17 protein-coding genes are annotated in these 15,397 nt (G+C 30.9%); all 17 read left to right on the top strand.

Features of this window, described 5'->3' with window-relative positions; genetic code table 11:
• Nucleotides 1–10: 10 nt before the first annotated feature.
• Entirely contained in the window at nt 11–259 is a 249-nt protein-coding gene (locus HMPREF2647_RS03760) for a NifU N-terminal domain-containing protein (protein ID WP_002449746.1), read from the top strand.
• A gap of 17 nt (nt 260–276) precedes the next feature.
• Entirely contained in the window at nt 277–1,392 is a 1,116-nt protein-coding gene (locus HMPREF2647_RS03755; protein ID WP_070859545.1) for a conserved virulence factor C family protein, read from the top strand.
• Nucleotides 1,393–1,405: 13 nt separating this feature from the next.
• Nucleotides 1,406–1,840 carry a bacilliredoxin BrxA gene (brxA, locus tag HMPREF2647_RS03750; protein WP_017176317.1) on the top strand — a complete coding sequence of 145 codons (435 nt, stop codon included), beginning with the start codon at nt 1,406–1,408 and terminating at the stop codon, nt 1,838–1,840.
• A gap of 181 nt (nt 1,841–2,021) precedes the next feature.
• Entirely contained in the window at nt 2,022–2,978 is a 957-nt protein-coding gene (locus tag HMPREF2647_RS03745) for a thymidylate synthase (RefSeq protein ID WP_017176318.1), read from the top strand.
• Nucleotides 2,979–3,019: 41 nt separating this feature from the next.
• The gene (locus tag HMPREF2647_RS03740; protein WP_048679885.1) at nt 3,020–3,496 is read left to right on the top strand and encodes a dihydrofolate reductase; all 477 of its coding nucleotides are present in this window, start codon (nt 3,020–3,022) and stop codon (nt 3,494–3,496) included.
• A 21-nt stretch (nt 3,497–3,517) separates the two neighbouring features.
• The gene (locus tag HMPREF2647_RS03735) at nt 3,518–4,363 is read left to right on the top strand and encodes a DegV family protein (RefSeq protein WP_017176320.1); all 846 of its coding nucleotides are present in this window, start codon (nt 3,518–3,520) and stop codon (nt 4,361–4,363) included.
• A gap of 101 nt (nt 4,364–4,464) precedes the next feature.
• Entirely contained in the window at nt 4,465–4,992 is a 528-nt protein-coding gene (gene msrA / locus HMPREF2647_RS03730; RefSeq protein ID WP_070859543.1) for a peptide-methionine (S)-S-oxide reductase MsrA, read from the top strand.
• Nucleotides 4,985–5,413, top strand: a complete 429-nt coding sequence (gene msrB / locus HMPREF2647_RS03725; protein ID WP_002449905.1) for a peptide-methionine (R)-S-oxide reductase MsrB — start codon at nt 4,985–4,987, stop codon at nt 5,411–5,413. The genes msrA and msrB overlap by 8 nt, the downstream gene beginning before the upstream one ends.
• 12 nt (nt 5,414–5,425) lie before the next feature.
• On the top strand, nt 5,426–5,926 hold the full coding sequence (locus HMPREF2647_RS03720; protein ID WP_002449797.1) for a PTS sugar transporter subunit IIA: 501 nt from the start codon (nt 5,426–5,428) through the stop codon (nt 5,924–5,926).
• Nucleotides 5,926–6,147 carry a YozE family protein gene (locus tag HMPREF2647_RS03715; RefSeq protein ID WP_017176322.1) on the top strand — a complete coding sequence of 74 codons (222 nt, stop codon included), beginning with the start codon at nt 5,926–5,928 and terminating at the stop codon, nt 6,145–6,147. The genes HMPREF2647_RS03720 and HMPREF2647_RS03715 overlap by 1 nt, the downstream gene beginning before the upstream one ends.
• 201 nt (nt 6,148–6,348) lie before the next feature.
• Nucleotides 6,349–7,818: a S41 family peptidase gene (locus HMPREF2647_RS03710; RefSeq protein WP_070468455.1), complete on the top strand. Its 1,470-nt coding sequence runs from the start codon at nt 6,349–6,351 to the stop codon at nt 7,816–7,818.
• Nucleotides 7,819–7,835: 17 nt separating this feature from the next.
• The gene (locus HMPREF2647_RS03705; RefSeq protein ID WP_019835253.1) at nt 7,836–8,339 is read left to right on the top strand and encodes a GNAT family N-acetyltransferase; all 504 of its coding nucleotides are present in this window, start codon (nt 7,836–7,838) and stop codon (nt 8,337–8,339) included.
• Between the two features lie 18 nt (nt 8,340–8,357).
• Nucleotides 8,358–9,425 (top strand): undecaprenyldiphospho-muramoylpentapeptide beta-N-acetylglucosaminyltransferase, encoded by a 1,068-nt coding sequence (locus tag HMPREF2647_RS03700; RefSeq protein WP_017176325.1) that lies wholly within the window; start codon nt 8,358–8,360, stop codon nt 9,423–9,425.
• Between the two features lie 17 nt (nt 9,426–9,442).
• The gene (locus HMPREF2647_RS03695) at nt 9,443–10,066 is read left to right on the top strand and encodes a phosphatase PAP2 family protein (RefSeq protein ID WP_017176326.1); all 624 of its coding nucleotides are present in this window, start codon (nt 9,443–9,445) and stop codon (nt 10,064–10,066) included.
• Between the two features lie 324 nt (nt 10,067–10,390).
• Nucleotides 10,391–11,050, top strand: coding sequence for a response regulator transcription factor (locus tag HMPREF2647_RS03690; RefSeq protein ID WP_019835254.1), 660 nt, complete (start codon nt 10,391–10,393; stop codon nt 11,048–11,050).
• On the top strand, nt 11,050–12,408 hold the full coding sequence (locus HMPREF2647_RS03685; RefSeq protein WP_017176328.1) for a HAMP domain-containing sensor histidine kinase: 1,359 nt from the start codon (nt 11,050–11,052) through the stop codon (nt 12,406–12,408). Before HMPREF2647_RS03690 ends, HMPREF2647_RS03685 begins: the two co-directional genes overlap by 1 nt.
• A gap of 170 nt (nt 12,409–12,578) precedes the next feature.
• On the top strand, nt 12,579–15,386 hold the full coding sequence (locus HMPREF2647_RS03680) for a 2-oxoglutarate dehydrogenase E1 component (protein ID WP_070859541.1): 2,808 nt from the start codon (nt 12,579–12,581) through the stop codon (nt 15,384–15,386).
• The last annotated feature ends 11 nt before the right edge of the window (nt 15,387–15,397 follow it).

Raw genomic sequence — 15,397 nt, 5'->3', positions numbered from 1 at the left:
AGGGAATTTTATGCATATAAAGTCAATTGAAGACACACCAAATTATAATACGATTAAAATTAATTTAAGTGAAAAACGTAAAGATAATCAATCAAATACGTATACATCTGCTCAAGATGGGCAACCTGATTTTATTAATCGATTATTTGATATCGAAGGAGTAAAGTCAGTTTTTTATGTCATGGATTTTATTTCAGTAGATAAAGAGGAATATGCCAATTGGGATGATCTTGTACCTAAAATTGAAGACACATTTTAATTTTAGGAGGAACAGTAGTGGAAATATTAAAAATTGAACCAACACCAAGCCCAAATACAATGAAAATCGTTTTAAGTGAAAAGCGTGCTGATAATCAGTCGAACACATATACAGAAGTCAAAACATCTCAACCTGATTTTATTAATGACTTATTACAAATTAAAGATGTTAAATCTATATTTCATGTAATTGACTTTTTAGCTATTGATAAGTATCCGAAAGCAAATTGGGAAGAGGTATTACCTCAAATTACTGCGTCACTTCAAAAAGAGGAAACTATTAGTCAATCATCTCAGTTTGATGAACACTATGGAGAAGTGAAAGCAGAGATACTCACTTTTAAAAATATCCCATATCAAATTAAATTAACAAATGCTCATGAAGAAGTACGTAAACAACTACCTGATATCTTTATTAATAGTATGCTTAAAGCACAAGAAGATGATGATAATGTTATTTTTCTTAGAAAATGGAAAGAGCTTGGTTTACGTTATGGAGAACTTTCTCTAGTTATGGAAGAAGTTTATGAAGAAATCATTGCATTATATCCAAAAAGTCGATTGGAACAATTAGTCGTTCAAGCTTTATCTACACAAACGAAAAGTACATCTCATTTTTATCAACATGTTTCATACGAGGAGTACTTGAATGAATCAGACTGGAAAGTACGTCTCAGAATGTTAACAGAATTCCCAACACCAACACTTGAGGATATTCCACTCTTAGAGCAAGCCCTAAATGAAAATAAGTTACCATTAAGACGTCAAGCGATTGTTTTATTTGGTATGATTGAAAGTAAAGAAATATTGCCATATTTGTATAAAGGATTAAATGATCAGCATCCAGCTATTCGACGTACAGCTGGAGACTGTATCAGTGATTTAGGTTATAAAGAAGCTTTGCCAGAAATGGAAAAAGCACTTGATGATCCACAAAAAATTGTTCGTTGGAGAGCTGCAATGTTTTTATTTGAAGAAGGTGGCGAAGCGCAACTAGCATCTCTAAGAGCGCATGCAAACGACAATGCTTACGAAGTAAAACTTCAAGTGAAAATGGCAATTTCTAGAATTGAAAATGGCGATAAAGCATTAGGTTCCGTATGGAAACAAATTGCTAATCGTAATAAACATTAAAGGAGTTTTTTATATGAATCCGTATGAACAATATATGCATGAACTAGCACAACAAATGCGTTCTGAATTAACTGATAATGGTTTTACAAGTTTAGAATCAAGTGAAGATGTATCAAACTATATGAACAATGTTAAAGATGACGAAACAACATTTGTTGTTATTAATTCTACATGTGGTTGTGCTGCTGGTTTAGCGAGACCTGCTGCTGTAGCAGTTGCTGATCAAAATGATAAAAAGCCAACACATAAAGTCACAGTATTCGCTGGACAAGATAAAGAAGCAACGCAAACAATGCGCGATTATATCCAACAAGTACCTTCAAGCCCTTCGTATGCTTTATTTAAAGGTACAGAATTAAAGCATTTTATTCCGCGTGAACATATTGAAGGTAGAGATATTCAAGATATTTGTATGGATATTAAAGATGCTTTCGACGAAAATTGTTAATATGATTATATTAAATTAATCTATCTTAATATGCATCTCCAATAATAAATTATCTCAGTTTGATAATTTATTATTGGAGATTTTTAAATATAAAAATGTTTTGAAATAATATAATTCATTCAATATCTTTCTATTTTCTAGTATAATGATAATTAATATAAAATTTAGGAGAGATGTACATATGCTCAATCCTTTTGATTCGGCGTATCACGATTTATGTAATGACATTTTAGAAATTGGTAATCAACGTGATGATAGAACACATACAGGTACCATTTCTAAATTTGGACATCAAATCCGCTTCGATTTAACGAAGGGATTCCCTTTACTCACTACAAAAAAAATATCTTTCAAACTTATTGCTACTGAGTTATTGTGGTTTATAAAAGGAGATACTAATATTCAGTATTTATTAAAATATAATAATAATATTTGGAATGAATGGGCTTTTGAAAAATATATTCAATCTGAAGATTATCATGGTCCAGATATGACAAATTTTGGACATCGTTCTCAAGAAGATGAAAATTTCAATAAAATGTATCAACAGGAAATGAAAAAATTTAAAGAGAAAGTGTTGAATGATGATACTTTTGCTAAAAAATATGGTGATTTAGGAAATGTCTATGGAAAGCAATGGCGTGATTGGGTAGATCAATATGGTAATCATTTCGATCAGCTTAAAACAGTTATTCAGCAAATTAAGACAAACCCTAATTCGAGAAGACACATAGTTTCAGCATGGAATCCCACTGAAATTGATACTATGGCATTACCACCATGTCATACAATGTTTCAGTTCTACGTACAAGATGGCAAATTAAGTTGTCAACTTTATCAACGTAGTGCAGATATTTTCCTAGGTGTGCCTTTTAATATTGCAAGTTATGCATTACTTACGCATTTAATTGCTAAAGAATGTAACTTAGAAGTTGGAGAATTCATTCATACTTTTGGAGATGCACATATTTATTCTAATCACATAGAGGCAATTAAGACTCAACTTTCTAGAGAAGGTTTTGCACCTCCTACATTAAAAATAAATTCTGAACACTCAATCTTTGATATTAATTATGAAGATTTAGAACTTGTAGACTATCAATCTCATCCAGCAATTAAAGCGCCCATTGCTGTGTAATCTATCTTTAATTAAAAATAAACTAAAAGGGGATATGATAAATGACCTTATCAATTTTAGTGGCACATGATCAACAACGTGTCATTGGTTATAAAAATGCTCTACCATGGCATATTCCAAATGATTTAAAACATGTAAAACAACTCTCAACTGGCCATACACTTGTAATGGGTAGAAAAACATTTGAGTCCATTGGCAAACCATTACCAAATAGAAAAAATGTAGTTTTAACTCGTGATAACAATTTTAAACCTGATGGCGTTGAAGTGATTCACACAATTGATGATATCTACAACTTAGAGGGTCATGTATTTATTTTTGGTGGCCAAACATTATTTGAAGTAATGATTGATAAAGTTGACGATATGTATATCACTGTAGTAGATGGAAAACATCAAGGTGATACATTTTTCCCTCCCTATACATTTGAAGATTGGACGGTTGTATCTTCTGAAGAGGGTCAACTTGATGGAAAAAATACTATTCCACATACCTTTTTACATTTAGTACGAAAATAAAATAAATTAACAGGAGAAATTATGACTAAACAAGTAATCGTTACAGACTCTACCTCAGATTTATCAGCTGAATATTTAAATCAACATAACATCCATGTTGTTCCATTAAATTTAACCATTGATAAAGAATCATTTGTAGATCAAGTAGATATCTCATCCGAGGAGTACATTAAACGTATTGAAGAAGACGCTGACGTTAAAACGAGTCAGCCATCAATTGGTAAATTTATTGAATTATATGAACAACTTGATAAAGACAATGACGATGTAGAAATCTTTAGCATTCATATGTCTTCAGGATTAAGTGGAACATATCAGACTGCTTTACAAGCGAGCAATATGATTGAAGCAAAAGTAAATGTGATTGATTCAAAATCAATTTCTTTTGGATTAGCATACCAAATTCAACGTTTAGTAGAACTTGTAAACACTAATCTTTCAAGTGCAGAAATTATTAAACATATTTCAGAATTGCAGAAAAATATTAAACTATTTGTTGTTATTGGCCAACTCAATCAATTAATTAAAGGTGGACGCATCAGTAAAACAAAAGGTTTAATCGGAAATATTATGAAAATAAAACCGATAGGAACACTTAGAGAGGGATATTTAGAAATCGTACATAATTCTCGTACACAAAACTCTAGTATTCAATATCTAAAAAAAGAAATTGCTAAATTTATTGAAAATCATACTATTCAATCGATTGGTATTGCACATGCAAATACGATTGAATTCATTGAAAAAGTAAAACATCAATTTAATGAAGCATTTGGACAACAAAATTATGATGTTAATGTAACGACACCAGTCATTTCTACACACACTGGTCAAGGCGCTATCGGTCTTGTCGTAGTTAGAGGATAATAGATAATAATAGGTGACTTAAGTTATTGATCTCTGAGTTAATTACTTTAATTTCATATCATTATATCGTAAATTTAAAGAAAGATAGAGGAGGTAATATAATGGCATATGCAACTTTAGCAGGAGGATGTTTCTGGTGTATGGTTAAACCTTTTACATCTTACCCAGGTATTGAAGATGTCGTATCAGGTTATAGTGGCGGAAATATAGAATATCCAACGTATGAACAAGTATGTTCAAATCAAACTGGTCATAGAGAAGCAGTTCAAATTACTTATAATCCAGATATTACGTCATTTGAAAATATTTTGGATGTTTACTTTAAACTATTTGACCCGACAGATAATAAAGGGCAATTTTTTGATAGAGGCGAAAGCTATGAACCAGCAATATTTTATCATGATGAACAACAAAAAAAAGCTGCTGAATTAAAAATCCAACAACTAAATGAAGAAGGTATTTTTAAAAAACCAATCATCACACCAGTTCTTCCTTACAAAAACTTTTATCCAGCGGAAGATTACCATCAAGACTATTATAAAAAAAATCCTATGCATTATGAGCAATATCAACGCGGTTCTGGTAGAAAAGCATTTATAGAATCACATTGGGGGTCTCAAAATGATTAAAAAAGATAAAAGCGAATTAAATGATATGGAGTATCTCGTTACTCAAGAAAATGGTACAGAACCTCCTTTTCAAAATGAATATTGGAATCATTTTGACAAAGGAATATACGTAGATAAAATTTCTGGTAAGCCTTTATTTACTTCTGAAGAGAAATTTGAATCTGATTGTGGTTGGCCAAGTTTCTCAAAAGCATTAGACGATGATGAAATTGTTGAACTCGTAGATAAATCATTTGGTATGATTCGAACTGAAGTTAGATCAGAAGATGCTAACAGTCATTTAGGTCACGTATTCAATGATGGCCCAAAAGAAAGTGGCGGATTGCGTTATTGTATTAATTCTGCAGCTATTCAATTTATTCCATACGAAAAATTAGAAGAATTAGGATATGGCGATTTGATACAACATTTTAATAAATAGGAGCGATGAATAATGTTTAAAAAATTATTTGGTAAAGATAAAGAAGTCAATAAGGAAACTCAACTATATGCACCATTAACAGGTGAATATGTCAAAATTGAAGATATACCAGATCCTGTATTTGCCCAAAAAATGATGGGTGAAGGTTTCGGTATTAATCCTACTGAAGGTGAGGTAGTTTCCCCAGTTGCTGGAAAAGTTGATAATGTTTTTCCAACAAAACATGCAATTGGTTTAAAAACTAAAAATGGTCTTGAAATTTTAGTACACATTGGATTAGATACTGTTCAGTTAGACGGAGAAGGATTTAATGTACTGGTTAGCAGTGGTGACACAGTACAAGTAGGCGACCCTTTACTCAAATTCGATTTAGAATTTATTAGAAATAATGCCAAATCAGTTATTTCACCTATTATTATTACAAATTCTGATCAAACAGAATCTATTTCACTCGATGATGTTAAAGCTGTTATTAAAGGCGAAACTAAAGTTGTCGATGTGACAATGAGCTAATGAAAGATCATTCATTTTATCAATTTGCCTTAACGGCTAGAGGACGTAAAGATGATAAAGGTGAATTAGCCGAAGACATTTTCAATGACTTATCGTTTCCAAAACATGAAAGTGACTTCAACGTATTATCAGACTATATCGAAATGCAAAGTGACATTACGTTACCTATGTCCGTATTTGATGATTTATATGAAGAATATACAGAATGGTTAAAATTCTAATTTAAATTCATTTTATGTCTAAATATGATATGGAGTGGTGTTATAAAATCTTAATTTTAGATTTATATGCCACTCTTTTTATTTTTATCTAATTAAGAATACAATTTCTTATAATTTGCGTTTGCTTAAAAATAAAGACATACTAGGTATGTCTTTATATAAAATGATAAGAGACAAGATGTAATTAGAGGAAGTGATTTTATGAATAATCATTCTGAGGAGCACCATGACGGACAATCAGATGAAAAAAGACATGCATCTCCTAAAAAAAAGATGCATTTGAAAATATGGCAGTTTATCTTAATTTTATTAAGTGTTATTATCATTACAACAATTATAGCTGTATTTGCAACGATAGGAATCAGTCATAAGTTAAGTGGTTTAACTAAAGAAGAGCGTCAAGAAATGAAAAAAATAGAATTTGCATATAAAACGTTAGATACAGACTATTACAAAAAACAAAACTCAAGTAAACTTTCTGAAGCTGCAATTAATGGTATGGTAAAAGAATTAAAAGACCCATATTCTGAATACATGACAAAGTCTGAAACAAAGAGCTTTAATGAAGATGTATCTGGAGATTTTGTAGGTATTGGTGCAGAAATGCAAAAGAAAAATAAAGATATTATGATTACAAGTCCTATGAAAGATTCTCCTGCTGAAAAAGCTGGCCTTCAACCTAAAGATGTTGTCACAAAAGTTAATGGTAAGTCTGTAGTAGGTAAACCTTTAGATCAAGTTGTTAAAGTGGTAAGAGGTAAAGAAGGCACAAATGTTAGGTTAACTATTAAACGCGGTTCTGAAGAAAAAGATATTAATATTAAACGTGGTAAAATTCATGTCAAAAGTGTGGAGTATAAGAAAAAAGGTAACATAGCTGTATTTACGATTACTAAATTCCAACAAAATACTGCGGGTGAATTAAAATCTGCAATTATAAAAGCTCATGATGCTGGTATTCGAAATATCATCTTAGACTTGCGTAATAATCCAGGGGGATTATTAGATGAAGCAGTTAAAATGGCTAATATTTTTATTGATAAAGGTCAAACTGTTGTTCAACTTGAAAAAGGCAATGATAAAGAAGCAATTAAAACTTCAAATGATGCTTTAAAAGATGTTAAAGATATGAAAGTGAGTATTTTAGTAAATGAAGGTTCCGCAAGTGCGTCAGAGGTCTTTACAGGGGCAATGAAAGATCACCATAAAGCTAAAGTGTATGGTTCAAAAACATTTGGTAAAGGAATCGTTCAAACCACACGAGAACTTAAAGATGGGTCATTATTAAAATATACACAAATGAAATGGTTAACACCTGATGATCATTATATTCATGGAAAAGGTATTAGACCAGATGTTACAATTGATTCTCCTAAGTATCAATCATTAAGTGTTATTCCGTCTGATAAAACATATTCTGTTGGCGATAATAATAAAAACGTTAAATCGATAAAAATTGGTTTAGATGCTTTAGGTTATTATAACGGAGATGAATCAAACCAATTTGATAATCAATTAGCTAATGCTATTAAACTATTCCAATCAGATAATCAACTATCTGAAACGGGAAAATTTGACACCAAAACAAATGAAAAATTCACTCAATTATTAGTTGAAAAATCAAATAAAGAAGACACAGTCTTAGACAAATTATTAAAATTAATAAAATAGAAAGGAATAACTATTATATGATTAGACTAGGTAAACATGAAGATATTAATCAAATCGAAACATTAGTGTCAGAAGCAAAAGATTTAATGAAATCATTTGGGAATAATCAGTGGGACGATAAATACCCAGCTACTGAACATTTTAAGGAAGATATTGATACAGAGACGTTATATGTTTTAGAAGAAAATAACACTATTTATGGATTTATTGTTGTCGACCAACAACAATCAGAGTGGTATGATGATTTAGAATGGCCAGTTGATAGAAATAACGCTTATGTTATTCATAGATTAGCTGGTTCTAAAGATTATAAAGGTGCAGCAACTCAATTATTTGATTTTGCAGTTAAATTAGCAGAAGAACATCATATCCATGTGATTCTGACAGATACTTTTGCATTAAATAAACCCGCTCAAGGTTTATTCGAGAAATTTGGTTTCCAAAAAGTAGGAGAAACAGAAATTGACTATCATCCATTCGATAGAGGCGCACCATTCTATGCATATTATAAAAACATATAAGAATAGAGGTTAATAATCATGTCTAAAATTGCGTTTACCGGAGGCGGCACAGTAGGCCATGTGTCTGTGAACTTAAGTTTAATTCCAACTGCATTAGAAAAAGGACATCAAGTTTTTTATATTGGTTCTAAAAACGGAATTGAACGAGAAATGATTGAATCACAACTTTCGAATATTAAATATTACCCAATTTCAAGTGGTAAATTACGTCGTTATTTATCATTTGAAAATGCAAAAGATGTTTTTAAAGTATTAAAAGGTATCTTAGATGCCCGTCGCGTTCTAAAAAAAGAAAAGCCTGATTTATTATTTTCTAAGGGGGGATTTGTTTCTGTTCCTGTTGTTATAGCAGCACGTTCATTGAATATTCCTACTATTATTCATGAATCAGATTTAACTCCTGGTTTAGCAAACAAAATATCTTTAAAATTTTCAAAAAAAATATATACAACATTTGAAGATACACTTAAATATCTACCTAAAGATAAAGCTGATTTTGTAGGGGCAACCATTAGAGAAGATTTAAAAGAAGGTAATCAACAAAAAGGTTATGAAATAACAGGGTTTGATTCAGATAAAAAAGTATTACTTGTTATGGGTGGTAGCCTAGGTAGTAAAAAATTAAATGATATTATTAGAGAAAATCTTGAAGCTTTACTACATGATTATCAAATCATTCATTTAACAGGGCATGGATTAGTAGATGAGTCTTATAAACAAAAAGGATATATTCAATATGAATTTGTTAAAGAAGAATTAACGCATTTATTATCTATTACAGACACAGTCGTAAGTCGTGCAGGTTCTAATGCTATCTATGAATTCTTGACTTTAAGAATCCCAATGTTGCTCATACCACTAGGACTTGATCAATCTAGAGGGGATCAAATTGACAATGCTAAATATTTTGAATCCAAAGGATATGGAAAAATGATTCCAGAAGATCAACTTACACAATTCAAATTACTCGAACAATTAAAACAAATTGAATCTCACCGTACTGATATTACTCATCAAATGGAATCTTATAAAGAAAGTTATACTAAAGAAGACTTATTTAATAAAATCTTGAACGACGCGCTTTAATATAGGAGGACCAATTGATGAATAGAACGAAACGCATTACATTGCTCATTGTTTTTACATTAATCTTTGGCATCATTGCATTTTTCCATGAATCACGTTTAGGCAAATGGATTGATAATGAAGTATATGAATTTATTTATGCATCGGAGAGTTTTATTACTACATCTATTTTATTAGGTGCAACAAAAATTGGAGAAGTATGGGCAATGGTTTGTTTGTCATTAATGCTTGTTGCTTATTTAATGCTTAAACGTTACAAAATTGAAGCTTTATTTTTTGTTATCACAATGTCACTATCAAGTATATTAAATCCCTTACTAAAAAATATTTTTGATCGTGAACGTCCAACATTACTACGTTTAATTGATATTTCTGGATTTAGTTTTCCTAGTGGACATGCAATGGGTTCGACTTCATTTTTTGGAAGTGCAATGTATATTGCTCAGCGTAGAGCATCAGGAAGTACAAAAGGCGTCATTATTGGACTATGTGCGGCACTTATTTTACTCATTTCTATTTCAAGAGTTTATTTAGGCGTGCATTATCCAACTGATATTATTGCAGGAATCATTGGAGGTGCTTTCTGTATCGTTCTTTCAACTTTAGTATTAAAAGGATTACATGAGCCTACAACCTTATAAATAATAAATAAGTGCGCCTTATTTGGCGCACTTATTTATTATTTACGTCTCGTTTTAAAACGAACGTTTATTAGTATTTACGGACATATAAATTAAGGGGGGAATGGCTTGAAAATGATTATAATTCTAAGTATTTTAAATTATGGGGGAAACTTAGATTTAATTGATAATCATTTTCAATTAATATTATAACTTATTGATAACGATTGTCAATTAAAATCTTACTTTTATTTTATTCATTCTATTAACAAATAATTTTTGTGATAGAATATTGGTTATGTTATGAGAAGTCATACGTTTATTAAAAAAGAGGTGTCTGAAAAAATGACTAATATTTTAATCGTCGAAGATGAACAAAATTTAGCCAGATTTCTTGAATTAGAATTAACACATGAGGGTTATAAGGTGGACATCGAATATGATGGGGAACCTGGTTTAGAAAAAGCATTAAATAACGATTTTGATTTGATTATTTTGGATTTAATGTTACCAAATATAAATGGCCTAGAAATTTGTAGACGTGTACGCCAAGTGCAATCAACACCAATTATTATCATCACTGCTAAAAGTGATACTTACGATAAAGTGACTGGATTAGATTATGGTGCAGATGACTATATAGTAAAGCCCTTTGAAATTGAGGAGCTTTTTGCAAGAATTCGTGCTGTATTACGTCGTCAGCCTCATAAGGATATTATCGATATTAATGGTATCAGAATAGATATTGATGCATTTAAAGTAACTGTTGATGGTAAGCAATTAGATTTTACTAAAACTGAATATGATTTATTGTATCTATTAGCAACGAATCGCAATCACGTACTACAACGTGAACAAATTTTAAATCATGTATGGGGATATAATAGTGAAGTAGAAACGAATGTGGTTGATGTATACATCAGATATTTAAGAAATAAATTGAAACCTTTCAATAAAGAAAAAGTCATTGAAACTGTTCGTGGTGTAGGATACGTGATTCGATAATGAAAAATCATACATTACAATATAAATGGATGACTATCACTACATTGATTATGTTTACGACAATTATTTTATTTTGTCTTATTATTATATTCTTCTTAAAAGATACTTTAAGAGAAGGAGAAGTGGATGAAGCAGAACATAGTTTAAGTGATATTGTCAATTTAATTCAAACGCGTCCGATTAATAATATATCGATATTAGATTTAAGTGCTTCATTAGAAAATTATGAAGAAGTCATTATTTACAATCATACAGGTCAAAGAATAATGAAATCATCTAATGAAAGTACGATTCAGTTTATACCTAATAATAATTTACAAAAGACCGATCGAATTCAAGTAATGCGAAATAATGGAAAAGAGTATTTAGTTATTACTGAACCACTTCATAGTCCAAACTTTAAAGGTTATAGCGTACTCATTCATTCTCTTGAGCATTATAACAACTTAGTAAAATCACTTTATATTATTGCTGTTGTTTTTGGTCTACTTGCTACAGTGATTACTGCATGTATTAGCTATTTCATTTCTAAAAATATTACAAAACCGCTAGTAACAATGTCTAATAAAATGAATCAAATACGACGCGATGGTTTTCAAAATAAATTAGAACTTGATACAAGTTATGAAGAAACAGACAATTTAATAGAAACTTTCAACGAAATGATGTATCAAATTGAAGCCTCTTTTAATCAACAAAGACAATTTGTTGAAGATGCTTCTCATGAGTTAAGAACACCACTTCAAATCATTCAAGGCCATTTAAATTTAATTAAACGCTGGGGTAAGAAAGATCCTGCTATTTTAGAAGAGTCTTTAAATATTTCACTAGAAGAAATGAATCGAATTACAAAGCTAGTAGAAGAATTATTATTATTAACCAAAGATAAAGTAAATATGCAATCCTTAGAAAAAGAGGACGTTGATATCAATGAAGAAATTCAATCACGAATTAAGGCACTTCAACAATTGCATCCAGATTATCTATTTGAGATTGAATTAGAACAAAAACCTTTAGTTTTACAAATTAATCGTCATCAATTTGAACAATTAATCTTAATTTTTATAGACAATGCTATGAAATATGATAAAGAGAGAAAGCATATATGTATTAAAACACAATTGCGTAATAAACAAATAAGTATTGAAATTACCGATCATGGCTTAGGCATACCAAAAGAAGATCAAGAATTTATTTTCGATCGTTTCTATAGAGTAGATAAATCTAGAGCAAGAAGCCAAGGTGGTAATGGCTTAGGGCTTTCAATTGCCGAAAAGATTGTGAGTCAATATGGAGGTTACATTTCTGTAGATAGTGAACTTAATAAATTCACAACATTCAAAATCAATTTTAAATAAAAACACAGATGATTATCATCTGTGTTTTTTTATTAATATAAAATTAAAAAAGTTTATCTTTATTGAATTTTTTCTTTTTACATAATATTCAGTCAATAGTCTTTATCAATAGTTAAAATAGTGCTATGATGGTTTTGTAAGCGGTTTAACTATTTTGTGGAGGGTATAATATGGCAAAGGATAAAAGGGATGTTTCAGAAGCTCCAGTAAATTTTGGGGCAAATTTGGGTCTTATGCTCGATTTATATGATGATTATCTTCAAGACCCAACTTCTGTCTCAGATGATTTACAAGTGCTTTTTAGTACAATAAAAAATGGCGAAGCACAAGTTAAAGCTAAGTTTACCACAGATGGGAGTGGTACTTCAGCAGATGATAGCACAATCAAACGTGTCATGCGATTAATTGATAATATTAGACAATATGGTCATCTAAAGGCTGATATTTATCCTGTAAATGCGCCTAAAAGAACGCATATCCCAAAATTAGAAATTGAAGATTTTAATTTAAATAAAGAGACATTAAAAAATATTTCATCTGGTATCGTATCAGATCACTTTAGTGATATATACGATAATGCTTATGAAGCGTTAAAGCGTATGGAAAAGCGTTATAAAGGCTCTATTGCGTTTGAGTACAATCATATTAACAATAATAAAGAACGTACTTGGTTAAAACGTCGTATTGAAACACCTTATAAAGCTACCATTAATAGTGATGAAAAAATTAACTTATTTAAAACACTTGCTCATGTTGAAGGTTTTGAAAAATATCTACATAAGAATTTTGTTGGAGCAAAACGTTTCTCAATTGAAGGTGTAGATACATTAGTGCCAATGTTACAACATACATTGAAGCGTGCTGCTCAAGAGGACATTCAGAATATTCAAATTGGAATGGCACATAGGGGACGTCTCAATGTTTTAACACATGTATTAGAAAAACCTTATGAAATGATGATCTCAGAATTTATGCACACGGATCCAATGAAATTCTTACCTGAAGATGGCAGTTTAAAACTTACTGCTGGTTGGACAGGAGACGTTAAATATCACTTAGGTGGCGTTAAAACTACTTCTTCATATGGTATTGAACAATGTATTTCTTTAGCAAACAATCCAAGTCACCTAGAAATTGTAGCACCTGTAGTTATAGGAAAAACACGTGCTGCTCAAGATGATACACATCATGCGGGTGGACCAACTACAGATTTCCATCACGGTATGCCAATTATTATTCATGGAGATGCTGCATATCCTGGTCAAGGTATCAATTTTGAAACAATGAATTTAAGTAATTTAAATGGTTATTCAACTGGCGGAGCACTACATATAATTACAAATAACCGAATTGGTTTTACAACTGAACCTATTGATGGTCGTTCTACAACGTATTCATCAGATATCGCTAAGGGGTACGATGTACCTATTCTTCATGTGAATGCAGATGATGTAGAAGCGACAATTGAAGCAATTGATATTGCTATGGAATTTAGAAAAGAATTCCATAAAGACTTTGTCATTGATTTAGTAGGTTATCGTCGATATGGACATAACGAGATGGATGAACCATCTATTACAAATCCAACGTTATATCACAATATTAGACAGCATGATTCAGTTGAAGTGATTTATGGAAATAAACTTGTAGATGAAGGTATTTTAACGAAAGAACAAATGTCTGAAATCATTGATTCTGTACAAAAAGAAATGCGTACTGCTCAAGATAAAATTGATAAATCAGATAAAATGAATAGTACTGTAATGAATAAACCTGAATCGCTTCAGTTACCTTTACAAAGTGATAAAAAAGAGTTTAGCTTTGAACATTTGAAAGAAATTAATGATGCAATGTTGAACTATCCTGAAGATTTCCAGGTATTTAGAAAATTAAATAAAGTATTAGAAAAACGTAGAGAACCTTTTGAAAATGAAAATGGCCTAGTTGATTGGGCTCAAGCAGAACAATTAGCTTTTGCAACAATTGTTCAAGATGGCATATCAATTCGTTTGACAGGTCAAGATAGTGAACGTGGCACATTCAGTCACAGACATGCTGTACTACATGATGAAGACAATGGCAATACGTATACACCGCTTCACCATGTACCAAATCAAAAAGCAACATTTGAAGTGCATAACAGTCCATTATCAGAAGCTGCAGTCGTAGGCTTTGAATATGGATATAATGTTGAAAATAAAAATAGTATGAATATTTGGGAAGCCCAATATGGAGATTTTTCAAATATGGCACAAATGATTTTTGATAATTTTATGTCATCTGCCAGAGCCAAATGGGGCGAGCGTAGTGGTCTAACTTTATTCTTACCACACGCTTTTGAAGGTCAAGGTCCTGAACATTCATCAGCACGTTTAGAAAGATTCTTACAACTGGCGGCTGAAAATAATAGTACAGTGGTCAATCTATCAAGTTCTAGTAACTACTTCCATTTATTACGTGCACAAGCTAAAAGTTTAAATACTGAAGCGATGAGACCATTAATTGTGATGTCACCTAAGAGTTTGTTAAGAAATAAAACAGTGGCTAAGCCAATTAGTGAATTTACAACTGGCAGTTTCAAACCAATTATTGTTGAAGATGCTCAAAAAGTTAAAGTAACAAAAGTCATTTTAGCTTCTGGAAAAATGTTTATTGATTTAAAAGAAACATTAGCAAAAGAACCTAATGAAAATATACAACTTATTGCTGTGGAAAGATTATATCCTTTCCCAGAGGAAGACATTAAAAAAGCTTTAGAAGAATTACCAAATTTAGAATCTGTTGCTTGGGTTCAAGAAGAACCTAAAAACCAAGGCGCATGGTTATTTGTTTACCCATATCTTAAATCTATTGTTGGACATCAATATAATTTAAGTTATCAGGGTAGAATACAACGTGCAGCACCTGCCGAAGGTGATGGAGAAATTCACAAACTTGTTCAACATAAAATTATTGAAAATAGTGTCAAAAATAACTAGGGGGAAATATA

The organism is Staphylococcus sp. HMSC035D11, assembly GCF_001836075.1.
Classification (GTDB): Bacteria; Bacillota; Bacilli; order Staphylococcales; family Staphylococcaceae; genus Staphylococcus; species Staphylococcus hominis.
This window is presented reverse-complemented; position numbering and strand designations above follow the sequence as displayed.